We start from the raw sequence: 26,480 nt of genomic DNA on the forward strand, positions 1-26,480 counted from the left end.
GGGCAGGAGGGGGTGGCGGAGGGCTTCGTGGGGGCGGTGGGGGTAGTGGACGAGCCATTCGTCGAGGAGGTCCTGCAGTTGGGGGAGGGTGAAGCAGGCTTCGTGTTCGGTGGCGGGTCCGCGGCGGGGGACGGTGGAGCCGGTGTAGCCGGGCAGGTGCTGGCAGAACAGGGTGTTGATCGTGCCGAAGGTGCGCTCGACGATGCCTTTGGCGGTGGGGGCGTGGGGCGGGGCGCTCTGCACGCTGATGCCGAGGGTTTCGCAGGCGGCGGTGAACGTCTTGGAGAGGAACACTTTGCCGCGGTCAACAATGATCGTTTCGGGGATGGCGACCGGGCGGGCAGCCGCATCCTCGAATCGCTTATCCACCGCCAGCAGTCGCTCGCGCAGCTGTAGGGGGGTGTGAGGGAAGCGCAGGGTGTCGGGCCAGGTGGGGCGGGCCGGGTGGGGAACGGCCATCTCCGCCAGCAGCAGGGCTGCATCGACGGCCTGGGTGGTGCCCGGGCACAGCACGGCGGCGAGGATCGCGCGGGTGGCGACATCGACGGCGATGGTGAGTTCGGGTCGGGCGAGGGTGCCGTCGTCGAAGAGGGCGAAGACGTCCAGGCGGGTGGTGTCGATCTGGACCTGTTCGCCGGGACGCAGCGCGAGGGTGGGAGTGTGAGCCGGGCCGCCGTCGGTGAGGGGCGGGGTGCGTACGCGGTGGGCGGGATGGTCGGCGGGATGGGCGAGCTGGTGGATCAGCCGGTACAGCGTGGCCTCGGACGGCACGGGCACGACGCCCGGTCCGTGCCGCTCGTCGAGGATCTGGTGGACCAGGGGGAACAGGGCGCTGACGGTGCCCTTGGAGCGACCGCGCCGGCGGTCCAGCGCTTCCCTTACTGCGGCGACGACGCGTTCGTCGGCCCGCCCGGTCGGGCTCGACGTGCGGGTGGTGCGGTGGTCGAGGAGCCCCCACAGGCCTTGTTTGCGGTAGGCGAGCCGCATGCGTTGCACGGTGGTGCGTGAGATGCGGCCGAAGCCGGCCGCGGTCAGTTCCTCTGCCTTGGCCTGTTCCCGCTCGGCGAGCGTGTACCGTGCCGGGTCGTACTGGGGCCGTATGGTGGCGCTGTCTGCGGGTCCGCCGGGCAGTCCGTATTCGACTTCGTGCACGTGCCGCTGCCAGGCGAGTGCCTTCTCGCGTGCCGCGGGGGGTGCGGTCTCGAACAGTCCCCACTGCGGTACCGCCTGCGGCGGGAAGGCGTCCGCGTTAAGGACGGCGAAGTCGGGGTCGGCGAAGAGGTGAGCGGCGAGCACCGCCTGGTCGCCGCCGTCCTCACCGGCGAGGTGGATGTGCTGTCCGGCCAGGGCGACGACCTGCCACCGGGCGCCGCGGAAGCGGACGTGGGCCCCGAGCGCCATCACCGGCCGCTTCCCCCTCACGACATCTCCCCATACAGGCAGGAGCCCCCGTCCCTGCCCGGGAGGACGCCCGACGCCGGCGCCGAGCCCGGGGTGGGGCCTGCGGCGGTGGCTGAGCCGGAGCCGTCGCGATCGCCCCCGTCCGGGGGCCGGTGCCGTGCCGGGCGCGGGCCTTCGGCCGGTGCCGGGGCTGTGGCGGCGTGGAGGGGGCCGACCGTGACGATCGCCCGCTCGTGCAGGGGTGTTCCCAGCGGTGTCGTCAGCCGTTGGTGCCACAAGGCGTGGAACACGGCGGGCAGGACAGCGAGCGGGTCGCCGGCTGCTTCCGCGCCCTCCAGCAGGGGCCGTGGTCGTGCGAAGGCCTCGAGCAGGGCGGCCGCCTGGCCGGGTGGGCCGGCGTTGCGGGGGTGGCGGTAGCCGGCCAGCCATTTCAGATTGGCAGCGAGCACATCGCCGAACGGTTGGAGGCGCCGGTAGGTCCAGCCGACGTCCGCACACGCTTGCGCCATCACGTCGGCGGCGTTCAGGGCGCGTTCGCCGCCGGCCCCCGGGTGGCTGGGGCAGTCGGCCAGCAGCGCGGTGCCGTCGCGGTAGCGGGCGAACAGGTGCGGCGTCCAGGAGCGGACCTGCCCGCGAGGCGTGCGCCACAGCAGCCGCACCGGGCGCCCGGCCAGCCCCGTCACCTCGGGGTCGCGGTCCAGGACCATCAACTGGGTACGCATTGCGTTCGAGCCTGCCGCTACGTGCCGTCCGGTCGTGGCCGACCACCACAACCCAGGCCCCCACCGCCGCCCTGGGATGGTCGGGAAGGCGGACACCGGCGGGAGGTCCTCGAAGGCCACCGTCAGCACCGCATCCGCCCACCGCTGCTGCACACTGTGCCCCGCAGGGTCGAGGAAGACGGCCTCGAACCCTGCCGCCCGGTCTGTCGTCGCTCGCTTCGCCCGGCCCCCGGGCCGGGCCGCCCCCGCGTTGTCCACCTGCTTCACCCAAGCTGTACCCGGCCGTGGGCAGGGGCATTTCCCCGATTTTGGATCCCAACGGGGAACGCGTGAGCCACCCGGTTGACGGGCCCGGCGATGACCGGGTGCTGCCGGCTGGTTCGTCAGGTGCCGTCCTCCTGGCCGGCGGCCAGCATGTCCATCACGACGTCAGCGGGCATACCTGTCCAGCGGGTGATGTCCTCCACCGCAACCCCCGCCGTCACCGCCGCCGCGAGGGTCTGCCGCCTGGCAGTCTCGATCAGGCCGGCACTGTATGCGAGGTTGCGCAGCAGCCGCCGGGCCACATCGGCTACCGGCCCGCTCTGCGCTCTGTGCAGCTGAAGCAGTTGCTCCTCGGCGTCCTCGACCACGCGGGTGATCAGTGCGCGCTGCTCGGCGGGGACTGCCGCACGCCACATCCCTGTCGCACCGGGCGTCTTCTTCTCCTTGCCCAGCATCCGCAGCTGGGTGGCCATGGTGGCGGGCTGGTGCTCCTGGCGCAGCCACCATGGGTCGTTGCCGTTTCCGGGCGGCGCGCCGGTGCCGCGGCTCCGGCGGATGACAGCGCCCATCCAGGCGATCAGCGGCCCGCCGTAGTCGGTTGCCGCCAGTGGCCCCAGCCAGTCCCGTCCCACCCGCTCGCCGAGCCGGCGGCAGAACAACCCGTCGGCGGGCAGTGTCCGCGGCTGCCCGGCGCCGCTGTCCTTCCACACCAGCGCGGCCATGGCCGGGTCCAGCAGCGCGTCGGCGACGGCTACCACCTCGGGGAAGATGACCGCGTCCCGTCCCACGATCCGCCACCGCTCCAGATCGCCACTGGCGTTGCCGCCCGCGACCTGGTGCAAGCGCTGCGGCCAGATCCTCTCCCGCTCCCCATGCAGGGCCTCATCCCACCACCGGGCCACCACCGCATGCGCCAGAGCGAACACCCGCGCCGGCTCGGCCTCAGCCCGCACTGCCCGCCGCGCCCCACCCGACCACCGCCGCTGCGCCGCCACTACTTCCGGCAGGGCGCGCAGATCCAGGTGCTCCAGCGGCTGGTCGGCATCCGCGTCCATCAGCCAGCGCTCGTGCCGTACGCAGACCCGCTGCCAGCGGGGCACGTACCGCACCGCCCGCACCGCCTGACCGGTGCGCCGCGCGGTGCACAGCCGGCAGGCGAACGCAGCCGGACCCGCCACTACGGCCGCCGCCCGCCACCGCGCCTGCGCCTGGTCAGTATCCGGCCCGGTACCGATCGCGACGTCGTCCACGCTGAACGCCGGCAGCGCCCGCGCCAGCACCTCCGGCTCAGCCCGGCACAGTTCGGCGAGCGCATGCCGTCCGGCCTCGTTGAGGACGACCTCCGCATCGGCCTGCACACCGCCGCCCTCGTGCCGGGCAGGCGAGTTGCGGCACGTCCACAGCCGCAGCACACCGGCGGCCTCCAGCCCATAGCGTGCGGCAGCACGGTAGATCAGGGACGCCGTGGTTTCTCCGGGCATGGGCGCGATGTGGAAAACCCCAGGGTGGCCGGAACGGCCGTAGTGGGCTGTGCTGGCAACGTTGACCATGGGCCTCGGACTCGTCGGTGGCTGAGCCAGTTTGCGGAGGCCGTGAACGCGCCGGTCGCCGGCTGCATCCGGAGTGTCGCGGCACGCCCGCGGCGGTGGCGGTGCGGGCGCTATACCGTGCGCCGTGATCGCAGGGGTGCGCCAGCGGTCAGAGCTGCCGAGCACACGGGATCGGGCCTTCGTGCGGGTGAGCTTGTGCCGGGGGCGGCGGCGATCTTGTGGAGTTCGTCGAGGAGGTGCTGCTGGCCCGGGTGCAAGTGCCGTCGTCTGGTGGTTTGTTCGTGCAGCCAGGCGGCGGTTTGTTGGGCGTCGGGTGCGCCGGGCCACCACGCGAGGTGGTGGGGGAGGCCGGTGTGGTGGTGGCGGGCAGCCCACCAGGTCCGTTGCCAGGTGATGGGCCAGGGCGGGTTCCACCAGGTGTCGATGGCGGTGAGGTGCCGGCCCAGTGGGGTGGGGCGGTGGGTGGCGTGTTGACGGTGGCGTTGCAGGTTCAGCCACTTGCCCAGCAGGAAGCCGTTGTGGGTGGTGGGCTGGGAGACGGCGAGGTGGCCGTGGCGGGCGGCGTAGGCGCGGGCGTGGTCGAGAGCGTCGGCGACGGGCCGGCGCCGTCCGGGCCGGGCCTCATACCGCTCGACTTCTCTGGCGTTCCAGCCGAGTTGGGCGAGGAGTTCCTGCTGGCCGGGGTGCAGGTGGGGGTAGTGGGTGATCTGCTGCTGCAGCCATCGGGTGAGCCAGCGTGGCAGCCGGGACAGGCTGTCACCGCCGTGGATGGGGCCGTGTGTGCGGGTGTAGGTGTGGGCGCGGTGCCAGGCGCGCTGCCAGCTGATGGGCCAGGGCGGGTTCCACCATGGATCCAGTTCCGCGAGCTGTCGTGTCTGCTCCTGGGTGAGTGCGTCTGCGTCGGCGCGGCGGTTGGCCATCCATCGGCCCAGGTCGAAGCCCGTGTGGGGGTGGTCGGTGTGGGCAACGGCCAGGTGCCCGTGGCGGGCTGCGTAGGCGCGGGCATGCTCAAGTCCCTCGGCGAACAGCTGCTCATGCCGTCGTGCCAGGCCCGCCCCGTTCCCGGCCCGCCGTGGCACCGCCCGCTCCTGACGCCACCGCTCCGGCACATCCGCCTCCCCACCGCCGGCCGGCCTGGTGCCGGCCGAGTCTGATGACTGGTGCAGGCCCGCTCCGACCTCGAGGGGCTGGTACACGGTGCGTACCCACCACACCCCCCGCCGCTCGGTTCCGGGCGGGGATCCCGTCGGGCGGCGTGTGGGACGGGCGAGAGCCTTCGCCCAGGCCGTCAGGGCGCTCGGCCGGCTCGCGTCTTCGACTTCATGCAGCCAGGCCCTGCCCAGCCGGCCGCCCAGCGTGGTGAAGAAGCGGTCGCTGCCGCCCCGTCCGCGCACGAGGCCACCTGGACCGTCCTGCGCAGCCAGTAGTTGCAGTCCCGGATCGACCAGTGCGCTCGCCACCGCCACGAGCTCGGGGAAGACCACCGCGTCCCGCGCCACCAGCCGCCACTGCTGTTCGCTCCACTCCGGCACGCACGGATACCGGCGGGTGGCCGCCACCACCTGCTCCAGACGCAGCCCCCACACCCTCTCCCGCTCCCAGAAAGCCTCCTGCTCCCACCACCCGCACACCACCGCCCGCGCCAACCCGAACACCTGCCCCGGCCCCGGCACCCCTACCGACCGGCGTGCCAGCAGGGCCCAACGCCGCTGCGCCCGGGCCAGCTCTGACACCAGGGCGCCGACGTCGACGCACGGCCACGGGTGTCCCTCACCGGCATCCAGAAGCCACTGGCCATGCCGAGCGCACAATCGTCGCCACCGCGGCCGGTACACCCACGCCTGCTGCCCGCCCCCGCCACGTCGGCCGGTACACAGCGGGCAGCCGAACGCCACCGGCCCCCACTGCTGGGACCCGACCCGCCACTGTGCCCACGCCTGCCCGCCGTCGCGGCCGGCGAGCGCTGTGGGGCCGGCCGTCCAGGACGGCAGCGCCCGCGCCAGATGACCGGCCGGCACACCACACCAACCGGCCACCATCTCCTGGGCCGCCGGGTTGAGGAGGACCTCCCTGTCCGGGCGGCCGCTGCGCCGCCCGGCCCCAGAGCTCGCCCACCGCCACCACGGCAGGAGATCGGCTGCCTCCATCCCATAGGCCGCGGCAATACGGTGCAGAAACGACCACGTCGTCTCACCCGGCACGGGCACGACACGCAGAACCGACCGCACACCCTCTCCTCCCGCTCGGTGGCAGCCCTGAGCCGACGGTACGGGCGGCCGGGGCCCGATGGCTGCGGCCGTCAGGAGGGAGTGATCCGTCTGGCCCGGCAGCCGCGCATGGGGCCAGCCTGCTGCGGCACGCCAGTCCGCGGGAGCGCCCTATGGCTTCCTTCGCTCCTGTGGGTGAACTCCCGTCGGCCCAGGCGCCGAAGCGGCCGCTGGGCAGTGGGGTGTGGAGGACCGCAGGATCCTCGTGCGCCCCCTGGCTCAGCTGGCGCTGGTTGTACCGGCGTCACGAGGTGGCCGTTTCGAGCCCGTAGAGTGATCGGCAATCTCCCCGGACTGGAAGAGACGATGCCTGAGCGGAACAAGCACTTCGGCCTCTACGGGGCCCGCGGCATCAAGGGCCATGAGGCCGTGGCCCGTCAACTGGACGCCCTCGCCGGCTACATCACCACGCCCGTCATCGCATGCCGTGGCCTGCTGGCCCGCCTGCACTACCTCACCCGCACCGACCACGCCCGCAGGCGGCCCGCGAGGCCGGCTTGGCCGTCACCGACCGCACCCTGAAGGCGTGGCTGGAAGGCAAGCGGTCGCCCTCGAGGCCGAACCTGGAGCGGATCGAGCAGGCGTACCGGACGGTGCGGCGGGAGAACGTTGCCCGCTACCTTCTGGCCCGCCTGAATCGTGAGGGCCGCGGTACCCGGGTGGAGATTCATCCGCTCAACCAGTCGCACGTCGTGCGGCCCCGCCAGCGTGTCGTGGAGTTCCGGACGCTCAACATCCGCCGTTGGGATCGCATCGTTGAGGCGTGGGTGTCCGGGGACGACCGCGGTCTGGATGACGCGTGGGTGGACCAGATCGTCGATCTGGGGTCGCAGTGGGGTCAGTACGAGTACGTCACCAACGTCGGCTTCGCCGCCTGACAACCATCCCCGCTACCACCGGTGACTGCTTGGCGGGGCGACGACATTTGTTTGTGTGTGTTCAGCTTTTGTGCTGGCGGGGATGCCGTCGTTTGGACTGTTGCTTGCGTCGGCTGCTCCGGCCGGCGCCTGCGCGGTTCGCAGGACCGGGCGACACCGTGGTGCGCGGCACTAGCCCGGGGAGCTCGAGCGAGTGACCGGGCGGTGCGACCGTCGCTGCCGCCGGTGTAGTCCCGTGGAGCCGAGGGAGGGCAGGGACGCCGGGCTTGCTCGGCCGTCTGCGGCGGACTACCAGGATCCGGAAGAGCTCCGGGAGTTCGTGCACAGCCGAGGCTGGCTTGCGGCGTGCCCGGAGTGCGAGGTGCGGCCGGTGGCGTTCACCGTTCCACGGGCGGATGTCCGTTTCAGCTGCCGGTGCATGCGGCCAGCCTGTTGCGACGGGGGAGTGTGCGGAAGCGCCTACCGCTGTCGTTGCTCCTGTGACGGTGAACTCCCGAGGCCTCCAGGCGCATACGTCCGGCCATGTACACGGCCGTCTTGTAGAGGTGAGGAGTTTTGGGGGCTGACGATGGTGCCGGAGGGGAATGGTGGTGTGGTCGCCGGTTCTCCTCTTGGAGGGCCGCGGATCAGCGCGCTGTGGTGGTAGCGATGCGCGGCGGCCAGGGTGAGATGGTCTGGACGGGGGAGGGGCAGGGATGCCGGGTACGGAGCTGATTGGTAGGGGTTTTCGGATTCTCGCCGAGGGGCTGGGGCCTTTTGTTGACGAGCAGATGAGTGTTGCTCAGCCCGATGGGCATGATTGGGTTGCAGCTTTGGAGGCCAAGGACCGCAGCCGTTTCGGTCACGCTCGTTCCTTGTCGGTAAGTGATCCGGCGTTGCTGCTACGGGTGTTGTGGGCCCATTGGCATGTCTTCGACGGTGTGCTGCCCGTCGTTGCGCGCTCCTACGCGGGAGAACTGCGAGATGTCCGCAACCGGTGGGCCCACAATGATGCCTTCGCCGACAGCGAGGTCCGCCGGGCGTTGGAGACGATGGAGCTCTTGCTGCGCAGGGTGGGCGCGCATGCCTCGGCGGAAGCGGTGCTGGGCCTGTACGCGCCGGGCTTGGGACAGCCGGCAGGGCAGGATGCGGGCCTGAACGCGCCGCGCAAGGCGTTGGAGGTGCAGCGGGAGCCCGTGGACGTGGCTGGGGAGGCGTCGTCGCCGGTCAGCCCGTCCGATACCGCAGACTCAGCACCGGCCAGTGTGCAGGAGGAGGCGGGGACGCAACCGTCCGAGGCGAAAGCAGCGGACACCGGCGACAGCGGGCAGGAACAGGCGCAAGGCGAAGCGCCCGGTGAAGGCGAACCCGGCCGCCGCGACCGCCGTGGCCGCAATCGCTACCGTGACCGCCGTGGGCGCGCTGCCGCGCAGGAGGACGACGCTGACTGGTGGTCGCTGCGCGATGACGATGTTCTGATCCCGATCGCGGGTATCTTGGCCATTTTCGAGCATTACGCCTTCGTACAGACCTCCGGCTACCTGCGTGGCCCGCACGACGTCTACATCTCCCTCGCCCAGGTCCGCAAATACCGCTTGCGCAAGGGCGACCACATTACTGGCGCGGTGCGTCAGCTACGCGAGGGCGAGCGCCCCGAGAAGTACAAAGCCCTGGTCCGCCTGGACAGCGTGAACGGCGCGGATGCCCAGCCCGGCGCCGACCGCCCCGAGTTCCACCGGCTTACACCGCTGATCCCGCAGGAGCGGATGCGCCTGGAGACCGATCCAGGGTTGCTGATCCCGCGGATCATCGACCTGTTCGCGCCGATCGGCAAGGGCCAGCGTGGGCTGATCCTTGCCCCGCCCAAGGCCGGCCGCACCACCGTCCTTCAGCACATCGCCCGCGCGATCACGCGGAACAACCCTGAGTGCCATCTGATGATCGTCCTGGTCGACGAGCGGCCCGAAGCCGTGACGGACATGCAGCGCTCGGTCAAGGGAGAGGTCATCTCCTCCACCTCCGACCGTCCGGCCGAGGAACACATCTCGATTGCCGAATTGGCGTTCGAGCGCGCCAAGCGGCTGGTGGAACTCGGCCACGACGTAGTGATCCTGCTGGATTCCATCAGCCGCCTCGCAAGTGCCTACAACCTCACAGCGCCCGCCTCGGGCCGCCTCCTGCCTGGCGGGCTGGACCCTGTCGCCCTGCACCCGGTCACATCCCTGTTCACTACGGCCCGCACCATCGAGGACGGCGGCTCGCTGACCGTCCTGGCGACCGCATCGGTTGGAACAGGCTCACGTCTGGAAGAGACCGTCGCCGCCGAACTGAGCCGATTGGCCACCATGCAGCTGCGCCTGGACCGCACTTTGGCTGCGGAGCGCATTTTCCCGGCGTTCGACCTGCGTGCCTCTGGCACTCAAAACGAGGAAATCCTGCTGGGGGCTGAGGAGTTGGGGATCGTCAGCACCCTGCGGCGTTTCGTGCGGGCCATGGATGCCGAGCAGACCATCCGGGTGATGGTGGACAGGCTGGGCCGGACCAGGAGCAATATCGAGTTCCTGATGGAGGTCCACAAGAGCTCCTGACCGTATGGCGGACCCCGATGGCTCCGGTCCTGCCATGTCGAGTGTGCAGGACGACCGGTGAGAAGGACGCGGGCTGCGGGCCTGTTGCACGCAGGCGAAGGCAGCACAGGTCCCAACCCCGCTCTGCCCACGATGGGCCGGCACGGGCCACTGATCACCAACCGGCCCGTGCCTTGGCATGGGCCGTCCCCAAAGGCACTCAGCTTGGCGCGCCCAAAGTGAAACGGTCCGGCCCGCGCCGAGTGCTTCTATCCGGCCTGGGCTTGGCTCTGGGGTCGCAGTTTCATGCCGCTGGCGTCGGGTTCCAGGTAGTAGCTGGGCCGTGTGGCGGCGTTCATGCTGCGGAAGCCGTGGCCATGGTTGTCGAGCACGCTGGTTCCCTTCTTGCCGTCGGCTACCCAATCGAGGATCACCGTGTAGGTGCAGTCGTCGGTGCAGGGCTTGGTGATGCTGAGGTCGAAGACTTCCGGATCGTTCAGCGAGATTTTGTAGGGGAAGTTCACTGCGGGGGAGACAACCTTCCCCGTGAAGTCGTCGACTTCGGGCTTGGCGGCGAGCGTCGGTGGCGTGGCAGCCAGGTTGACGTCGAAGTGGCGTTTGGTGACTCCGCCGCCGCACTGGCCGCTGGAGACCGTGATGCCGGTGCCGGGCTTGGGATGGTGGGCGGTGATGTTGATGTGCATGCCCTGGAGGATCACGCTCTGCTGGGTACGGCCCTGAACGGTGACCTCGATGGACGCGCTCAGATCGACGGCCGATCGCGGGGGCACGCCTCCGGGCTGGACCTGGGCGAGGTACTGCTGCGTCGTCCCGTCGAACCACACCACGGGACATACGGAAACAATCTGGGAGGTCTGGACAGCGATCGGGGCACGCCCGGTCCATGCGTCGGGATCCTTGGATACGGCGGCCGGGGAGTCACCGGCAGTGCCGGACTCTGCCTGCGCGGCGCCGACGGGATGGGTGCCCTTGGCGCTCGCCGGGGGATCGTTGTGGTCGTGGAAGGGGTCGGTCACCACCAGTCCGGCTACCAGGGCTCCCACGCAGGCGGCCGTTAACGACACGAGGACGAAGGTGCGCGGTGTGGGGCGGCGCGCTTCCCCGGGGCCGGTAGCGTCGGGGGCGATGGGGGATGCCAGGTCCGCCGATGGCAGCTCGGCTGGGACAGCCGTCGCCTCGTCTGCGGCCGCGGGATGAGCCGAACCGGCTGCCGGGACCGCGACGTCGAGGACCTCCGCGGTTTTGATCCACTCCTTGCGGGTGCCGGCGACCTCCTGGGGGTCGTTGCCGCTGGCGGCCCGGGCGAACGCGACCGCCTGGTCCCGGGTGGGGAACCGCTTGCCCGAGAGCATCTCGCCCAACGTGCTCCGCGAGACACGCACACCGTAGGCCTCGCTCCGCTTCTCCAAGTCCCGCAGCGACTGCCGCCCGCCCCGGATGCGCACCCCCCGCAACCAGGCCGCGAATTCCTGCTGCGCCGCCTCACGCCCATCCACCGCCGAACCCACCCCCTTTTCTCGGTCTGTCCGAGACTGTCCGAAGGCTATCGCCGCACGTCCGAGCCCGGACGGGATCGTCCGCCACACGTGCTCTGCGGTTCTACCCCCGGCTGTCCTGGATGCATCCCAACTCCCCAGGCCTCAGGGCGGATCGGCAGGTTGCGCGCATGTCAGCACGGATCTTCTACATCGACGACTCCGGGGCCGAGAGCACGGGCTACATCGTCTACGGCTGGCTCGAGGTCGCACTCGAACACTGGAGCGCGTCCCTGCGCTGCTGGCTCGACTTCCGCAAGCAGCTCTACCAGCGCACCGGCATCCCCGCCGACTACGAGCTGCACGCAACGAAGTTCATCACCGGCCGGAGCAACCCCTCGATCCACCACGAGTGGAACCGGCAAAAGAGACTGCGGGGCCGGGTCGTCCAGGACGCCCTCGCCACGATCGAGACCATGCCCGGCGCCCAGGCCGGCGCAGTGTGGCGCCGCACCACCAAGACCGGCCGCGCCTACTACGCCGAGCGCGCCGCGGCGTACGAAGCCTTGCTGCACCACCTGGACGACACCCTCGCCCGCGTCGGGGACCACGGCATCATCGTCATGGACGGAGACGGCACCGACCCCGCCTACCGGCGCGAGCACCGCAAACTGAAGCTGGCCACCCGCAACATCGTCGAAGACCCCTGGTTCATCGGCTCCCACGCCAGCCAGCCCGTACAGGCCGCCGACCTGCTCGCCTACACCGCCTACCAGACGGTATTGCGGCATCCGGGCAAGCAATTCATGTGGCACTGGTGGCCGACGCTGCTCCCGAACGCGTACGGTCCCCACGAGATCTGAACAGCAAGAAGGGCCCGGCACACGACCGGGCCCTGCGAAGTTTCACAAGCTAGACCCGGTGGCCCCGCGTACGCAGGCCAGGTCCGCACCGTCAGTATGCCACGGGCCCGCTCTTGGGACGCCTTGGGGGCGTACGAACGGACGGCTCGCTGTCAGACCCCCTTCGTACGCTTGCTGTGAGACACATGAGACAGGAGGGCAACGTGGCCCGTGGCATCAGCTCCCGCGACTTCGACAAGTTCTCGAAGGCATACGTCGGGGGCTTGAAAAAGAGCTTGGAGCAGGCCGCGCGGCGCAACCCTCCGCGGGTGCAGATCCAGGCCGAAAGCAGCACATCCGCAGGCGTGTTGAGCCGCAACGGGTCGATCGAGAGCAGCGTTTATCTGGCACAACTGCTGATGTGGCTGGACGCCCATCACCAACAGCGTCCAGCCGAATACGTCGACGTGACCCGGTTCGTCGAAGAACATCAGCTCGAAGACGAAGATCCCACCGTCCTTGCTCTCCAACTTGAGCAATACGGCCTGGTGAACATTGCCCGTGACATGACCGGAGCCACTGACGTCCACCTCACTGACGAAGGCGTTGTCGCCGTTCAACGGCTGAAGAATCTTCAGAAGGACCGTGCCGCCCGGCTGCGCCACACGATGGACGCCTTCCTGCGATGGCTCTACGACACCACCACCGATCATGCACCCATCAACCCGGCTCTCTTCCTCGCGACGCCCGGCGCGTACTTCGCCGGAGCCGAGATCACCGGCACGGACCTGAACCAAGCGCTCTCCTACATTGCAGAGCACGAGCTCATCGAAGCCATCGATACCGACCCCACCACGATTGCCATCACACCCCAGGGCGTCAGCTGCGCCCTAGCAGGAGGAAGTGTGCAAGACCACATCAACCAGCAGAGTCCCGGCGATAACATCACCTTCCACATCGGCGCGAACACCGGAAACATCGCCGCGAACAGTCGTGACTTCACCATGAACGCCACGACCAACAAGGACGGGATCGACCCCGCGGCGGTCGTCATGCTTGCCCGTGCGCTGCGCCAGGCCGCGCCGATCCTGGAGCTACCGGAAGACGACGCCATCGAGTTCACCCAGCTCGCCACCCGTATCGAGAGCGAGGCCGCCAGCGGTTCTCCCGACCTCGGAAGACTTCAGCGTTGGGGTGCCTCCGTCATCGGCATTCTCAACTCGCCTGTCGTCAGCGGCGCGCTGGGAAGCGTCCTCGCCGCGTACACAGGGGTGGTGCTTCCCGGGCTGCCTTCCGCTTGATACCGCAGTCCCATCAACCATGCGGGGTTCCATCGGATTTGGTCCGAAACCTGGCATTCCGCCGACCGCGGCCGCGGATTCCCGAGTGTGTCCGGAGGCGCACCCGGCATACTGCGGCTATGCCTCTGACAGGGCCCGACTACGTGCGGTTTACCTACTCCGCGCCGACACTCGACAGTGATGCGGACGGCCGCTGGATTGCCTGTGACGAGTCTGGCTACGACGGCGAGGACCTTCTGAGTGAAGGCCTCTACATGATGGTTGCCGGAGTCGCCGTCGATGACGCGGAAGCCGAAGCCATCGTGGGCGACCTGCGTACAGAGACCAGCATTCAGCCGACCGTTCGCGATCTGAAGTTCAAGCACTTCCAGCGTGGGGATCGGCTGCAGAAGCTCAGCCGCCTATGGCAGAACGGCGGCGCGCTGCACGGACGATGTTCGGTGTACGTGGTCGACAAGCGGTACGGAATCATGAGCAAGGTCATCGACCTCCTGGTCGAAGAAGAGGCCTACCGACGTGGTATCGACCTGCATGTGAACAGGCAGGCCAGAAAGCTGGCCCGGGCCCTCGCATGCGACGGTCGACGCGCGCTGAAGGACGACCGGTTCAACAAGCTGGAGCAGGCATTTGTCGCCTTCGCCCGCCGCAGAGACCCTGGCGACCGGCAAGCAGTCATCCAGACCTTCTACGACGAAGTGGAGGCGGCCTGGACGGTATCGACCCGGCGCAACGTCACCGAGGCCCTTCAATGGCTTCGGCTCACACGTGCCCACGCGGAGGCACTTCACAACGACGTAGCGCCGCAACAGCCGCCGTATCTGGAACTCCTGGACACCGCGCTCGCAACGCTGGCAAGGGCCTGGAGCGAGCGCATGGGCACAATCAGCGTTCTGGCTGACGAACACCGAGAACTCACGGACGCCCGGCTGGAAGTGACGAGAAACGTCCTGCGCTCCGGGGCGGGCGCTACGCCTTCCTCCATGCACCGACGCCTTCGCATTCAACGCATGGTGCGCGGGAGCTCCCATGATCACGCGTCCATTCAGCTTGCCGACCTGCTCGCTGGCGCTGCGGGAAGCGTGGCCAAGGGCGACACCGGCAAGCCCACCGACGCCAGCGTGCTGCTGCGTCCGGTCATTTTGCCGCTGATCGAGCGGACATCGCTCGTCCCGACCGAAGGGCCTGACCCCTTCAGCCGTGACCGGATGTGAAGAAGGATGTCACCCGGGACGCGGACGCGCCGGAGCCTGCCTGGCGGTCGGGGTGTCGCAGGCCGTCTTCGATGATGTCGTGTGGGGTATGCACACCGGCATCCGGCTGCACGGGTTCCGGCGGGTGTCAGTCCAGCAGCAGGAGTATCGAGAGGCCTGGCTCTGGGTCCCGGGCACCGGTCAGCGACTACCGGAGGCCCGGCCCGGCGAGGCAGTGGATGCCGCGACGGTCGAGGATTCCCCGATCACCTTTGAGGACTCCGGCATCCGTGCCGGGTCTGATGACAGCCCCAGGGGAGTGGACGCCTTTACGGCCGGGCTGCTCCGGCGTATCCGGGCAACGGAGGCCGACCTGTCGCGCGCACGGCAGGCGGGCGACGAGTTCCTGGCCGAGGTGGGGGAGGCCGAACGTGACGATCTGCGGCGGCTGGCGGCGGAGCACGGGGTCGGGGTAGGTGACCGTTCGTCCGGTGGCACCGGGTAGGACGTCACCGGTGTCGGTTTCGCTGTGTGGGGTGTCGTGCGCTCATGCATGCGCGGGCGGGCGGAAAGACGGATGCGGCCGGTCCTCGGTGTGGGAGGACTGCGGCCGGTCGTTTTCTCGGCGCGGGCCGGGAGGGCGTGGTGGGGTGCTCGGGGGCGGCTGGTGGCTGTACTCACGGCGTTGTGGGTGTGCTGCGGTGAGCACAGCGTGGTGGGCGCGTTCGCGGGGTGGGCGGTGCGCCGGTTGTGCGGGGTGGGTCAGGAGCGGTTGCGGTCGTCGCTGGCGAAGAAGAAGCCGAAGGCGGCGCTGGTGAGTGCGACGACGGGGGTGAAGACCAGGCTGAGTTCGCGGTAGGCGTCGGTGCCGAAGTGGGTCCAGTGGGTGAGGATGAGGCCGAGGGTGGGCAGCAGGGCCATGGCGGCGACGAGGAGGAGCATGCCGACCGCGAGGGTGCGGCGGGTTTCGTCGATGATTTTCTTGGGTCTGCCTTCGTGCAGGGGGTCGCTGGAGCCGGGCTGCTCGTCCTCGATGAACTCGCTAGGGCGCGGGTCGGCCGGTTCCGCGGCGGGGGGCTGGGCGGGTGGTGTGCGCAGGATGAAGACGGTCTCGGTGGAGGGCGTTTCGTCCTCGGAGAGCGGGTCCAAGGGTTACTCATCCTCCTGGTGAGCGTGGCCGATGGGGATGGCGGGTCCGATGCGCAGGAAGCTGTTGTCCGTTGAGGGGATTTCGTCTTCCCACAGGTCTAAGGACCGGCGTGGGGGCGACGGGGCGCCCGTGTCGGTCACTCGTGGTCTCCTTGCCGGCACCTGCAGATCCGTGCCGGCTGTTCGGGGCCGAGTCCACAGGTCTTCTTGTGGGCGGGGGCGGGGAGTTCTTCGTGGAACTCGCCGTCGGTGCGCCGCTCGCGCCGGACGAGGGTGGCCGTCGCGGTGCCGCGGCCGCCCAACTCGGCTTCCTGGGCTGCGCGTTCGGGCACGCGGACGAGTGCTCGTTCGTTGTGCCATTCCTGGAACGGGGTAACGAACCCCTGGGCTCCGAGGTGAATCACCATGCACTGAGACGTCGGATCGTTCGCCATGCGGGGTGCCCCCTCCGGTAGTCGCCGCGGACGGCGCTGGCTGGCTGTTGATCTCAGAGACACCCAAGCGGTGCTTGGGCGACACGCTACCACATCTGATGTCAATGTTTTCAACACTCAATGTTGATCTCATACGTATCCAGTACGCATCGAGAGTGTATCCGAGGCGTCTGACGTACAGATTTTCTTGACACCTGATGTGTCATCCGGCACCATGTTCTGGGAACAGACCAGCCGGTCTCTTTTTTGGGAGGACAAGATGATCTACCGCATACGTGTCTGTGCCCCCGATTGACTGGCTGGTTTGGCGCCAGCGCCGGCACTGCGCGGCCGTGGGGGGACCACGCGTGGAGGGGCACGTGGGCTGCTTGGGGCATACGTGCGGGGTCGTGCGCCGACTTGTGCACACAGAGCCGTTCGGGAGTCCTCGTGGAGGGGGGACGGATCCCGGGCGTTGCCGTGTGCAGGTCTGTATGAGCGACTCTTCTATTTCAAGGAGCCTTGGCATGCCTGAGAACTCGACGGAGACACCTGTGCCGGCGACGGGGACCACGACCGAATCGTCGGTCACCCGGCTCAGCGTGAACATCAACGAAGACACGGCCCAAAAGCTCCGCTGGTACAAGGAACACAAGGGCATCTCGATCACGGAGACGGTCCGGCGTGCGGTCGCGCTCCTGGACCTGGTGGAGCGTGAGACGGCAAGGGGCAACGAGGTCCTGCTGAAGTCCCGTGACGGCAAGTCCGTGCGGCAGCTGTGGCTGGTCTGATGGACGGCATAACCAGCGGGATACGGCACTGCCGGGCGACGGCATCCTTGCCGCGGCCTCGGTGTGTGGTGGGAGGCTGCCACGCCGTCACCTGAGACTCGTCTCGTGCCTGCCCACGTTGGCGGGCAGCCCCGGGCCGGGCAGCGCGATGACACCGAAGTCCTCGTGGCTGACTTGCTCGATGTGTGCGTGCAGCTCGTTGCGCAGTCCGGCTGAGAAGCCGGCTCGAGGCGGCCAGTGGCCGTCCTGGGTTTGCACGAAGTCCGCACCGCCCAGGCTTTCGTAGCAGTGGACAGCTTCCTGTGTCCGGTTGAGCAGGAGACCGTCCAGGAACAGGCAGTAGGCAGCCGTCGTACTGCCGGCCCCTGCTGCGTAGTGCCACCAGAAGCGGGCGTTTCTCACCTCCCCGCACAGCTGGAGCAGGCAGGCAAAGACCAGGGCGCCCTGGTCTTCCTCCGGCATCTCCACGAACGTTTTCAAGTGGTCTTCGGTGTCGGGGCGCTGCAGGACCAGTTCGCACAGGGCCATCAGGTCGTCGGCTGCTCGCTCGTGGGCGGCCTGCGAGAGTCCGGCGGGGTCATCGGCTTCCTGCTCCTTGTGCAGCAGGAGCGCGGTGCACTCGGGGGACGCCGGCACCAGCCAGCTGTGCACCTGGATGTTCCGGGCGATCTCGCGCTGCAGCGCGGCCGCGCCGATCCGCAGGCGCAGCTGTCGTTCGTCTTCTTCCTTCTGGGCCTGGGTGTAGGGCGGGATAGCGATGGGCAAGTCCCGCAAGACATCCGTAAAGGACATCAGGGCGCCTTCCTTGGAGCCGGAACGCTCCAGTCGTCCTGGAGCCGGAGCGCGCGTGCGAGTTGGCGAGTGGCGTGCTGCAGGTGGCTGCGGATGGTGGAGGCGCTGATACCGGTGATGCCCGCGATCTCCACCGCGCTGTAGCCGAGCACGTGCCGCAACCAGAAGCAGGTCCGTTGCCGCTCCGGCAGCCGGGCGAGCGCCCGGTAGAGGTCGATGCGGGTGAGGACGGCGTCGAGCGGATCGCCGTCCACCGACCACAGCATGGAGCTCACGGGAAAAAACGCCGTGTCCACCGGGGTCGGCCGGCGATCGCGCCGCCGCAGGACATCGACGATGTGGTCGTGCAGCATCTTCCACGCGAAGGCCGCGAGGTTGTCACTTCGCAACGCTTCCTGCCAGCGATGGTGCAGTTTGACGAAAAAGTCGTTCACTGCCTCCCGCGCTTCGGTCTGCGAGGCAAGCTTGCTGTAGGCGTAGCGGTAGTAGGGCTCCCGCTGCTGACGTGTGAAGGCCTCATAGGGCACTTCGAGGTCGAGCGGCAGGCCTGCCCTCAGCTGCTGGGTCGCGGTAGCGACAAAACCATCCAACTGCACTCCTCGCGCGTGAACATCACACGCGATGAAGCTGCGTGGGATGGAGAGTCGGCGACCCTCACCCCTGAAGCCGCACGAAGCGCATCAAACGTCTAGGGGCGACGGCGAAAAAATTTACGCAAGGCTACATGATGATCACACAAGGTAACTGGAGAGTAGCCTTCCCCACCCAGAACAGGCCACAGCAGGGCCAAGACACCACACTCCGCGCTCGCGTGATCATCGGGAGCACTTCGCGCACCAACTCCACCGACCATCACGCGATGCCGCCCTGGGGGCGTCGCTGCAGCAGGCTCCTGCCTGCGCTGACCGGCGAGGTCACAGCTGAGGAGTTGACGAGAAGAAAGACGCGATGCTCTTCGTCAGTCGCGTCGCCTCGCCCAGGCCGTACCAGAAGGCAAGCAGCACGTAGACCAACACGATGAACGCCAGCGTTGCGAGAGGCAGCAGCAACTCGACAGGAGCCCCCAACGGGGAGAGCAGCGCGGAAGATACGATCACGGCGAGTACCGCCCACAGGCACGCCCGTCCCAGCCGACGCCCGTCAAGCCGATCCGGCTCGAGGACCGCCTTCGCCGCCAAGTCGCCCTCCGGCAGAACGGAAGCGAACTTGCCCGCGGCGATGCTATTGGCAGCGGTACTTGCCAGAGCTGCAAGCCTGCGCGCTGCCGCTTCGCGATCCGCCACCAACTGGTCCGCCGCCTCTGCAAACGTCGTGTCGACACGGTCGAGATGCTCGATGAGTTCCTCTCGCAGCACCTGACGGCTCCGGAACTCGGACGCGGCGTCGCGCGCAAAGTTCCGCAATGGCAGACGCAACTCGGACACCTTCTTGCTCAGCCTTACAGCCTCGGTGTACCGGCCGGTGTTCGCGCCCGCCACGATCGCGCTGGCGCACAGAAGGTCCAGCAGCCGATACAACGGGCGTGAGCAACGCGCTATGTTCTCGCCCTTCCGCGCAGATTGAAGCCAAAAGACGCAGACGACGATCACGGTGGGCACACCGATCTGCATCAACACCATATGCGAATTAAGATCGTTAGTAGTGCATTGGCCATCTTTCGGAGGGTTCAGGAGACCGCCGGGCGTGCAGCCTGCACGGTAGACGCCGTAGAGCAACAGGCCCACGACGAAGAGGAACGAGAAGACCCTCACCATGTGACGGGCAAACGTCCACCGCTCGTAAGAGAGCGCTTCGCCAATGCTCAGCCTGTTGAGCACCACACCCAGATCGCTAGCCGCCCGCTCCGCCAAGTCGAGCCGCTCTTCAACGTAGCGGTGATGCATCCGCACAAGCGGACGCGCCCAGGATGGTCGCCCCGTACCACTCACTGCCTATTCCCCCCAGTCTCAGTTGCCTGGCAGCCTACGAGCCCCCCCGGGGGGTCTCCCGCGTTGCCGGCGGATGCGAGATCTTCCACGAGCGCATCCGTTCGCCTACGAGCGGGTCGGCGCGGTCTCACTCCGCGAACCCGACATCACAGTCGGCCGCTTTGAGGTCCGGACTCGCCCAGCGATCCTCATCAAGAGGGCCTCCTCAGCCGACCAGAGACGGTTTGCCGCCAACCCCAGGTGAGCATGCTGTCACGCTGTCTGCTGCGCGTTACACAGAAAGTCGGGGACAGGGCGCTACCAGGAGGACGGGCCAGTGCTGGTGACAGTCAACGTGGCGGTGTTGCTGGCGGTCATCATCCTTGTGAGGCTGCGCCGGCGTACTCAGGCCAGGAGCCGGTCGGACGAGCAGCTGACGGTGGTCATCGTCTTGGTGTTCGGCATCCTCATTGCCCCGACCGCATTCGGGCAGGGCCTCTTGCATGCTGTGGGGCAGCTCGCGGGCGGCCTGTCACAGTCCGGGCGGTAGAGACTTGCCCGATCACGTCTGCTCCGAAGATGCGCGGCCGGAAATCAGTAGGCATGCTGGCCGGGCAGCGAATATGAGACCCAGGGCCGTAGGCCCGTCCAGCCCCGCTCGCAGGGAGTGCGACTCGGATATGAGCGGGGGCTCGAAGCCGGGCGGGGTTCGGGCCCCCGCTGCGTCGCGTATCCGCGGGGGACGGATGGTGATGCGCGATGCCGTGTTCAACGGCATCGCCGCGGGTTAGGTAACGGCAGGGCTGTCCGTGACGGCTGCAACCCTGTTGAGCATGGATGAGGTGGAGTTCATGCGAGGTCGGGTCTACGGGGCCGACCACGAGGACGCCGGGCCACGCTACGGGCGCGTGTACGCGGAGTTGGTGGCGGGCCCGCTAGACGGTCTGCTCCTGGACGTCACGCACTGGTCTGCGCACGATCGGGCTGAAGGTGTCGCCCTTCGCACGGAGATCGGCCGGTACGGTCCGGGTGGCCGGGCCCTGTATACGCCCAGGCAGGCGGGTCGGCCTATGTACGACTGGTGCGGAGACATCCCTTGAAGATGACCGTGGCGCGGGTGTTGAGGCGGGCTTCGCGGATGCGGTGAAAACCACAGCCACGGCTGGTCGAATCCGTCTAGATCCGCAAGAGTCTGACTGGCCACTGCGCTTGACACGTTGGCATCGTGAGATGTCTCTGCTGGACCTGCCCGAAGATCCGCACCCCCGAGGTGGCCGACCGATGACCTGGCTGATCTTGCTGTGTGTCTGAACGACGCCCAACTCTGCGATCGCGCTCGCCTGCTGGGCCTGTCATCGATCTTGCTGACTCAGGGCAGCACCGGAGCCAAGGACTATGCCGTAGTACCGCAGCGTCTCGCCTACCACGTGCATTCTGCGGCCAGAATGGTGCACGGCCTGGACTGATGGCCCAGCCTGGAAGAACCCGCCGGTCCTCGGCGACAGGGTCGGCCATGTCCGTGCCGCCGTGGGCTGCCACTGGCGCCGCAGCTGCGCGTGGCATGGCTCGAACGCAACCTGACCATGGCATGTCCACGGCTCGGGGCTTTGGTCGGCTAGTGCGGTTGGGCGTCGATGGCGCGACCGTCAGCGTGTACCTCGAATGGAAGGGGGCCGGACCCATCTTGTGGACCGGCCCCGCAGCAAGCCACGCGCCAACGTGATCCTGCTGAAGTCCCCTGTTGCTGAAGGTGGAGCCAGGAGCGTCAGGGAGAAGCCGAGGTGCGAACTCCGGCGGCCAAGAGCGTGTCAGGCAGAAGTCACCCCGGCAAGCAGAGGCGGACCGAAGTGACTTTTCCCGCGTCTTTTAAACGATCATGATGGTTGGTGTACCGACAGGCTGCGCGTGCACATGCAGGTCAACGCGTTGATGCAGATCGTGCCAGCGTGAAAAGTGGGCTGTGCGTGGCATACGTGGTCCACACACGGCTGCAGAAACGGATTTGGAGCCTGACACAGACCTGAACCATTGCGCCGCATTGGTCCTGCGCCGGTGCGGCTCCTGGCAGGATTTCGGATGTCGTTGAGGAGCGCCAACTCCTCGCGGCCCGGATCACTTTGGAGCCAGGAGCGTGGCCGCCAGGCCACCATCGACATGAGTCTGAGGTCAGGAGGACCCGTTGCTCAAGCATTCTTTCATCTGCCCAACACGCCGTGTGCCCCGCTTTCCTAGCTGGGCCAGGGTGACACCCGCGAGCGCTGTCGCAGTGGTCATCGTAGTGGTTGTTCTCGTGGTGGCGGGGCTCGGACTGACCGACGTTCTGAGCGTGACCGCTCAGGCCGCAACGGCCATGGCCACATTGGCCGCGCTCACCGGAAACGAACTGGCATGCCGCAGGAGCTCCAGGCTGGCCGCGGCCCCGTGCTCGTGACGGGGCCGCGGACATGGGGAGGCCAGAACGCGCTGTGCCTTGGCCGGGCACAGCAAGAGCCGCACTTGCCGAGTTCTTGCGCGAGGGCCGTGCCCGCAAGAGCCTAAGTTACGCCGACCTGGCGCAACGCACCTCGGCATATAGCGCAGCGACGCTGCGGCGCGCGGCCAGCGGCCGGAGCGTTCCGGGCCGTCAGGTCGCCCGCGCGTACGCCATGGTCTGCGGCCTGGACGTTGATGCCACCGACCGGTTATGGCGGGAAGCACGCAGAGAGGAACGCCGCGAACAGCACAGTGCGGATCACAGATCCATCCCCAAGCCGCGCATGATGCGGGATCTGGCGGACCTCGGCGCCGGGCTGGCTGATGTCCACGAGAGAGGAGGCGCCCCCTCGCGTAGAGATATGGAACGCCGGGCCAAAGCCGCCGGAGGCAAGCTCTCCAGCAGCGCCGCCCAGCGGATTGTCACCCGTCAGCAGATCCCCAGTTCCCGGGAGCAGTTGGTGGCCTTTCTGCAGGTCTGCGAAGTACCGGAGAACGACCACCCGGAATGGGTGCAAGCATGGACCCGCGTACGGCGTCACCACGCCGCTGAGCTGAGCGCATCCAAGCTTGTGCTCGACCGCCAGGAGGCCCAGGTCGCCGGCAGCCCTTCCGGGCGGGTGACGGCCGAACAGGCTGCTCAGCTCCTGTCCGTGGCGGGTTATGCGGCCGCCGAGCGGTACCGAGGCTACGTCGAGCCGTGGACGGTCCGCTGCCAGCTCTGCACGGCGGTGAAGCGTATTCGGCTCGCGGACCTGGTGGGTGGCCGCATCAAGCAGTGCACGCAGTGCCACATTCGAGCCGAGCACGCCGTCAGTGAGGTGTGGGCCGCGCTGTTCGAGCAGCGGGGCTGGGTGGAGTACGGGATGCCCGCCGCCGAGGCGGAGCTTTTTCGCCATTGCCGAGTGGCCAGCGTCGAACGCCAGCAATCCCGCCTGCACATCACTGTCGAAGCACCCTCCCATATTTTCGCCATGGCGGGACTGCAGTCCGGGGCCGGTGCAGATGCTTGGGAGTCCCTCATAACAAAGGCGGTGCACGAAAGACTGGACACCGTGACCGAGGTTGTCTACGTCACCTACACAGAGCAGTTGAACTAGCCCACAACAGCGGACGCCGCATCTGGACGGCACGACCGTCCAGATGCGGCAGCGACCGGGCCGGCACCGCCCTACCGCGACAGAGGGGCTGGTATTAACGGTTCGAAGCGGCCCCGCTCGACTTGGGTCATGGCAGGAGTCGGCGGATTGCTCCGGCACCGAACTCGGCGATGTAGATGTCGTTGGTGGCGCTGGTGGTGAGTTGTCCGGGGGCGATGAGGCCGGCGGCCACCTCACGAATCTTGTTATTGCTTAGGCTAAATATTCGTCCTCCGTTGAAGTCGCTCAGCAGGATGGATGATCCGGCCAGAGTGATGCCGTTGAGGCCAGCGATCCTGTGATCGCTGAGGAGATCAGGGGCTGGATTTGGGTCGGCGAGCGGGATGCTCCACAGTTTGTTGCAGTCTTGCCCGGTGGCGGCGCCCGGGGAGGGGGCGCAGAGGACCCAGAGGGAATCAGCGTCGCTGGCCATGGCGACCGGGGTCCCCTGAACGCGGGTGAACTCATGTGCGGTGCCGTCCATCTCCACGAGGTATACCGCACCGTCGTGCATGGCGGTGAGCAGAGCGTCGCCGTTCCACACGAAGGCCATGGGCACGCCTTCAGCGTCCGGGGCTACGACTTCACTGCTTTGGTAGTCGTCGGCGTGGTGCAGCACCAGGATGCGCCGGTCACCGACGACGCGGACCGCGAGTTCTCCGTCATCCCGGGCGCTGATCGTGTCCGTGCCCTGGTCGTTAGGGGACGCTGGGGGTACCGCGCTGATCATCCGGAATGCGCCGTCCTTGGCATCGAGCCGCCAGATGTTGCGGCCGCGCGTGCTGACGATGAGCCCCTGGTGGGTCCAGGCGATACCGCTGACCGGCGGGAGACCGGTGAGCAATTCGGTAGCGGTCCAGCGGGGATGGGCAGCCACGTCGACGCGGGCTTCTGCGTAGCACCCGTTGTGCTGGCAGCGCAGCGTGGTGACGCCCGGAGCCTTCGCGTGGACCACATTGTTTCTGAAGAACGCGATCTTCTCGTCTGCGCCCTGCACCTCAGGGCCATTGATCAGCGCGGTCCATGTCGCGGTGCCGTCGGTGTAGTGGCCCAGGACGCGCAGCGGAACGGTGTCCCCGCGGCGCAGGCGCAGAAATCCTGGCTCGATGCTGATCCGCATCAGACGTTCGTCGTGCACAGGGGCGCTCGGCTGGCCATCGAACACAGATGAGCCATCCCAGATAGGTCGGAGCGGGCCGCTGACGTGGTCGCGCGCCCAGGCAGGCCCGACCAGCTCCCGTGAGCGTGAAGAGCGCCACTCGACGTAGTGGCCTACCTGATAGGCCTCGCGGGTTGGGACGACACGCTGACTGGCAACTCCGGCTTCCAGAACTTCCAGCCGGACCCCGGAGATCTCGAGCAGTTGCTGCCCGAGGGCGTCCCCGTAGAGGGGGACATCTACTTCCACGATGCGGTGCCATGTCGAGCGTCGCGGGTCGCGCACGAGCCACACCGTGTGAGCTGGCCCGTGGCGGGTTCCGTCGACCAGATGGACGCGGTGCTCGCCGGGGGAGACGGCAGAGACGTCTGCCACCAGCGTCCCGGGCCGGAAACTGCGTGTGGTCAGCGGCACGGTCTCGTCCAGCCAAGCTCTGACCTGGGATCCGGCCTGGTCGACCCACAGCGTGAGGTCTCCTTGGTCGTACTGGTATCCGCGGACGGCTGGCGCACGTTCGATGTCGCGGTCAAGGAGGTCCAGCAGGGAACTGGCGTGGGCGAGAATGCGCAGGCACTCTCGGCGTGACACGCACGGCAGACTGGGCCGGTCCTTGTGGGAGCGGTCTCCCTTGAAGAGCCCGACGGCGCCGGCGAACAGCTGGACCATGCGGTCCATGTCGCCATCACGGTCGGAGATGCGGATCGGGTTCGTCTTCTCCTTGAAGGCGGCTTTGATCAGCATGTCTCCGATAGCGGAGCTGCCCGACCTTTGCTGTACCTCGTCTTCCAGCCGCCGGAAGGCGGCGAAGATCGCCTCGTCGTACAGGTCTGCGCGCAGGGGCGCCTGGCACGAGTCCACGATCTCCTCGCGCAACAAGGTGAGCAGCACATCAAGGCTGTGGTCCTGGGCTGGCGCCAGCCGCACCTCGGCGGCTCCTGTGGGCGTCTCGGCTGCGGCCGTGGCACTGGGGGTATCGGTAAGCCCGTGTATCAGCGCAGACGCCGCCGCTGCGCGCTCGCGTTCCACGGTCTCGGCGTAGCCCAGGAGTCCGTCCACCCCGTACACGTGCCGGTAGGGTCGCAGGCGCGGCCGATCCACGGTGAGTTGCCACTGCCAGGGCTTCTCCGCCCGCCAGCCGCTGCTCGCCCAGAACCCCGGGAGCAGATATGCGAGAAGTCTGACACGCCCCACTTTCCCGCGTGCCACCTCTACGTCCGCTGGAACGTCCCCGTCGTCGGCGTCCCGGGATGCTGCAGAGGGGGCAGGCACGATGCCGTCCAAAGCTGTGGGTGTGACGGCTGCGCTCTGCTCGTTCGGGCCGTCCAGCTCGTCGATACGCAGGCCCTCGTCAGCGGCGAAGGCCTCACTTCTGGCGATGAGCGCGGTCTCTGCCGAGCTGGTGTCATTGCGCTCGAGATCCACCGTCCAGGCCACGAACCGCGCCAGCAGTTGCAGGTCCTCTGCGCCGTCCTCGCATGCGGCTACCCCTCGGAGGGTCAGTCGGACCGTGTCGTTGCTGGAGAAGCCGTGTGCCTGCCAGGGGCGGAAGAGATAGGCATCAGGAACAGCGAGAAGCGCGGCCTGAGCGTCCTCGATGCCCATCTCTCTGTCGGCCCACAGGTCCACTGCAGTGAAAGTGGGCCAGTCACCCCGCTGCCTCATTAGGGCGTAGACCGCTTGAAGAAGCTCCCGAGTACCGGCGTCAAGGCCTGTTTCCTGAGTCACAGGATGATTCTTCCGCCACCGAGGAGCTTAGCGGTCCCGTTTTTTCGCTGCTGTTGAACAGCCTGGTACTCGTCTCGCGGCTATACCCGCTCAGGGTCTTACGGCTCGGCCTTCCCGTCGACACGCAGTTCGGTGGCTTTGAACAGGCCGAGGTCGATGCCGAGTTGCTGGATGGGGGAAGCGACCACGGCCGTGCCGTAGTAGCTAGCGTCTCCTGCAGCCACGTTCTGCGGCTGATAGGGCGTGCCAGTCGTAGTGGTGGAGTCCTGCGACTTCGTCGGGGGCGGTATGGTGCGGCTGAGGTTGGAGCGGTGATGCAGCCGAAGACAGCCAACTAAGAGCTTGTCTCACGTGGTGAGTTTCGCGAGTTTCTTGTAGCAGGTCAGGGCTGCTGCGAGTCCGAGAAAGGCCAGGAAGTGGCTGCCCTTTCGCTCGTACCGGACGGTGAGTCTGCGGTAGCCGAAGAGCCAGGAGAT

At 67.9% G+C, this 26,480-nt stretch carries 20 protein-coding genes and 3 pseudogenes; 10 read left to right on the plus strand and 13 right to left on the minus strand.

The annotated features are described in order from the left end of the window. The 4 genes and pseudogenes from ADL25_RS40910 to ADL25_RS40925 all read right to left on the minus strand — a co-directional run. Window positions 1-1,401, minus strand: a pseudogene (locus ADL25_RS40910) (transposase); the annotation flags it as partial. A gap of 17 nt (window positions 1,402-1,418) precedes the next feature. Further along, window positions 1,419-2,276 (minus strand): TnsA-like heteromeric transposase endonuclease subunit, encoded by an 858-nt coding sequence (locus ADL25_RS40915; RefSeq protein WP_234381261.1) that lies wholly within the window; start codon window positions 2,274-2,276, stop codon window positions 1,419-1,421. A gap of 230 nt (window positions 2,277-2,506) precedes the next feature. Then, window positions 2,507-3,937: a TniQ family protein gene (locus ADL25_RS40920; RefSeq protein WP_059133021.1), complete on the minus strand. Its 1,431-nt coding sequence runs from the start codon at window positions 3,935-3,937 to the stop codon at window positions 2,507-2,509. 110 nt (window positions 3,938-4,047) lie between these two features. Then, complete coding sequence (locus ADL25_RS40925) at window positions 4,048-6,165, minus strand: helicase associated domain-containing protein (RefSeq protein ID WP_107116840.1); 2,118 nt, start codon at window positions 6,163-6,165, stop codon at window positions 4,048-4,050. A gap of 345 nt (window positions 6,166-6,510) precedes the next feature. Here ADL25_RS40925 and ADL25_RS40930 point away from each other — a divergent pair. Continuing rightward, a pseudogene (locus ADL25_RS40930) lies at window positions 6,511-7,082 on the plus strand (transcriptional regulator). Window positions 7,083-7,777: 695 nt separating this feature from the next. Beyond that, a complete protein-coding gene (rho, locus tag ADL25_RS40935; protein ID WP_059133023.1) occupies window positions 7,778-9,649 on the plus strand; it encodes a transcription termination factor Rho in 1,872 nt (623 codons plus the stop codon). Between the two features lie 248 nt (window positions 9,650-9,897). On the opposite strand, the gene ADL25_RS40940 is transcribed toward rho, so the two are convergent. Beyond that, on the minus strand, window positions 9,898-11,145 hold the full coding sequence (locus tag ADL25_RS40940; RefSeq protein ID WP_159045132.1) for a hypothetical protein: 1,248 nt from the start codon (window positions 11,143-11,145) through the stop codon (window positions 9,898-9,900). Window positions 11,146-11,315: 170 nt separating this feature from the next. Here ADL25_RS40940 and ADL25_RS40945 point away from each other — a divergent pair, with 170 nt between their 5' ends. The 4 genes from ADL25_RS40945 to ADL25_RS40960 all read left to right on the plus strand — a co-directional run bounded on the left by ADL25_RS40945 (window position 11,316) and on the right by ADL25_RS40960 (window position 14,962). Further along, on the plus strand, window positions 11,316-11,987 hold the full coding sequence (locus tag ADL25_RS40945; RefSeq protein WP_063805858.1) for a DUF3800 domain-containing protein: 672 nt from the start codon (window positions 11,316-11,318) through the stop codon (window positions 11,985-11,987). Between the two features lie 203 nt (window positions 11,988-12,190). Further along, window positions 12,191-13,267: a hypothetical protein gene (locus ADL25_RS40950; protein ID WP_059133025.1), complete on the plus strand. Its 1,077-nt coding sequence runs from the start codon at window positions 12,191-12,193 to the stop codon at window positions 13,265-13,267. A 119-nt stretch (window positions 13,268-13,386) separates the two neighbouring features. After that, window positions 13,387-14,478, plus strand: coding sequence for a DUF3800 domain-containing protein (locus ADL25_RS40955; protein ID WP_059133026.1), 1,092 nt, complete (start codon window positions 13,387-13,389; stop codon window positions 14,476-14,478). Between the two features lie 298 nt (window positions 14,479-14,776). Then, entirely contained in the window at window positions 14,777-14,962 is a 186-nt protein-coding gene (locus ADL25_RS40960; RefSeq protein WP_059133037.1) for a hypothetical protein, read from the plus strand. A gap of 257 nt (window positions 14,963-15,219) precedes the next feature. Here ADL25_RS40960 and ADL25_RS40965 read toward each other — a convergent pair whose 3' ends face one another. Then, on the minus strand, window positions 15,220-15,606 hold the full coding sequence (locus ADL25_RS40965) for a hypothetical protein (protein ID WP_059133027.1): 387 nt from the start codon (window positions 15,604-15,606) through the stop codon (window positions 15,220-15,222). Window positions 15,607-15,743: 137 nt separating this feature from the next. Next, window positions 15,744-16,013 carry a hypothetical protein gene (locus ADL25_RS40970; protein WP_059133028.1) on the minus strand — a complete coding sequence of 90 codons (270 nt, stop codon included), beginning with the start codon at window positions 16,011-16,013 and terminating at the stop codon, window positions 15,744-15,746. 533 nt (window positions 16,014-16,546) lie between these two features. Here ADL25_RS40970 and ADL25_RS40975 point away from each other — a divergent pair. Further along, a complete protein-coding gene (locus ADL25_RS40975; protein ID WP_059133029.1) occupies window positions 16,547-16,810 on the plus strand; it encodes a hypothetical protein in 264 nt (87 codons plus the stop codon). An 87-nt stretch (window positions 16,811-16,897) separates the two neighbouring features. Here the strand turns inward: ADL25_RS40975 and ADL25_RS40980 are convergent, their stop codons facing one another. The 3 genes from ADL25_RS40980 to ADL25_RS40990 all read right to left on the minus strand — a co-directional run bounded on the left by ADL25_RS40980 (window position 16,898) and on the right by ADL25_RS40990 (window position 19,485). Then, window positions 16,898-17,575, minus strand: coding sequence for a hypothetical protein (locus ADL25_RS40980; RefSeq protein WP_159045133.1), 678 nt, complete (start codon window positions 17,573-17,575; stop codon window positions 16,898-16,900). Between the two features lie 26 nt (window positions 17,576-17,601). Then, window positions 17,602-18,192 carry an RNA polymerase sigma factor gene (locus tag ADL25_RS40985; protein WP_059133031.1) on the minus strand — a complete coding sequence of 197 codons (591 nt, stop codon included), beginning with the start codon at window positions 18,190-18,192 and terminating at the stop codon, window positions 17,602-17,604. A 324-nt stretch (window positions 18,193-18,516) separates the two neighbouring features. After that, window positions 18,517-19,485, minus strand: a complete 969-nt coding sequence (locus ADL25_RS40990) for a hypothetical protein (protein ID WP_159045134.1) — start codon at window positions 19,483-19,485, stop codon at window positions 18,517-18,519. Between the two features lie 361 nt (window positions 19,486-19,846). Here ADL25_RS40990 and ADL25_RS40995 point away from each other — a divergent pair, with 361 nt between their 5' ends. The 3 genes from ADL25_RS40995 to ADL25_RS41005 all read left to right on the plus strand — a co-directional run bounded on the left by ADL25_RS40995 (window position 19,847) and on the right by ADL25_RS41005 (window position 23,081). After that, window positions 19,847-20,059: a hypothetical protein gene (locus ADL25_RS40995; protein ID WP_079050943.1), complete on the plus strand. Its 213-nt coding sequence runs from the start codon at window positions 19,847-19,849 to the stop codon at window positions 20,057-20,059. 283 nt (window positions 20,060-20,342) lie between these two features. Then, window positions 20,343-20,609 (plus strand): hypothetical protein, encoded by a 267-nt coding sequence (locus ADL25_RS51280; RefSeq protein ID WP_059133033.1) that lies wholly within the window; start codon window positions 20,343-20,345, stop codon window positions 20,607-20,609. Between the two features lie 1,344 nt (window positions 20,610-21,953). Then, on the plus strand, window positions 21,954-23,081 hold the full coding sequence (locus tag ADL25_RS41005) for a helix-turn-helix domain-containing protein (RefSeq protein WP_079050944.1): 1,128 nt from the start codon (window positions 21,954-21,956) through the stop codon (window positions 23,079-23,081). A 127-nt stretch (window positions 23,082-23,208) separates the two neighbouring features. Here the strand turns inward: ADL25_RS41005 and ADL25_RS41010 are convergent, their stop codons facing one another. The 3 genes and pseudogenes from ADL25_RS41010 to ADL25_RS50105 all read right to left on the minus strand — a co-directional run. Next, the gene (locus ADL25_RS41010; protein ID WP_059133035.1) at window positions 23,209-25,905 is read right to left on the minus strand and encodes a TIGR02391 family protein; all 2,697 of its coding nucleotides are present in this window, start codon (window positions 25,903-25,905) and stop codon (window positions 23,209-23,211) included. Between the two features lie 197 nt (window positions 25,906-26,102). Beyond that, on the minus strand, window positions 26,103-26,228 hold the full coding sequence (locus tag ADL25_RS51720; protein WP_267889304.1) for a hypothetical protein: 126 nt from the start codon (window positions 26,226-26,228) through the stop codon (window positions 26,103-26,105). A 123-nt stretch (window positions 26,229-26,351) separates the two neighbouring features. Next, window positions 26,352-26,480: pseudogene (locus ADL25_RS50105) on the minus strand (IS5/IS1182 family transposase); the annotation flags it as partial.

The sequence above is a fragment of the Streptomyces sp. NRRL F-5122 genome (assembly GCF_001507435.1).
Lineage (GTDB): Bacteria > Actinomycetota > Actinomycetes > Streptomycetales > Streptomycetaceae > Streptomyces > Streptomyces lannensis.

Excerpts from the sequence above, each read along its gene's own strand:
- ADL25_RS40920 (WP_059133021.1), bottom strand. The coding sequence starts at position 3,937 with ATGGTCAACGTTGCCAGCACAGCCCACTACGGCCGTTCCGGCCACCCT.
- rho (WP_059133023.1), top strand. The coding sequence starts at position 7,778 with ATGCCGGGTACGGAGCTGATTGGTAGGGGTTTTCGGATTCTCGCCGAG.
- ADL25_RS40945 (WP_063805858.1), top strand. The coding sequence starts at position 11,316 with ATGTCAGCACGGATCTTCTACATCGACGACTCCGGGGCCGAGAGCACG.
- ADL25_RS40955 (WP_059133026.1), top strand. The coding sequence starts at position 13,387 with ATGCCTCTGACAGGGCCCGACTACGTGCGGTTTACCTACTCCGCGCCG.
- ADL25_RS40970 (WP_059133028.1), bottom strand. The coding sequence starts at position 16,013 with ATGGTGATTCACCTCGGAGCCCAGGGGTTCGTTACCCCGTTCCAGGAA.
- ADL25_RS40975 (WP_059133029.1), top strand. The coding sequence starts at position 16,547 with ATGCCTGAGAACTCGACGGAGACACCTGTGCCGGCGACGGGGACCACG.
- ADL25_RS40990 (WP_159045134.1), bottom strand. The coding sequence starts at position 19,485 with ATGCATCACCGCTACGTTGAAGAGCGGCTCGACTTGGCGGAGCGGGCG.
- ADL25_RS51280 (WP_059133033.1), top strand. The coding sequence starts at position 20,343 with ATGGATGAGGTGGAGTTCATGCGAGGTCGGGTCTACGGGGCCGACCAC.
- ADL25_RS41005 (WP_079050944.1), top strand. The coding sequence starts at position 21,954 with ATGGGGAGGCCAGAACGCGCTGTGCCTTGGCCGGGCACAGCAAGAGCC.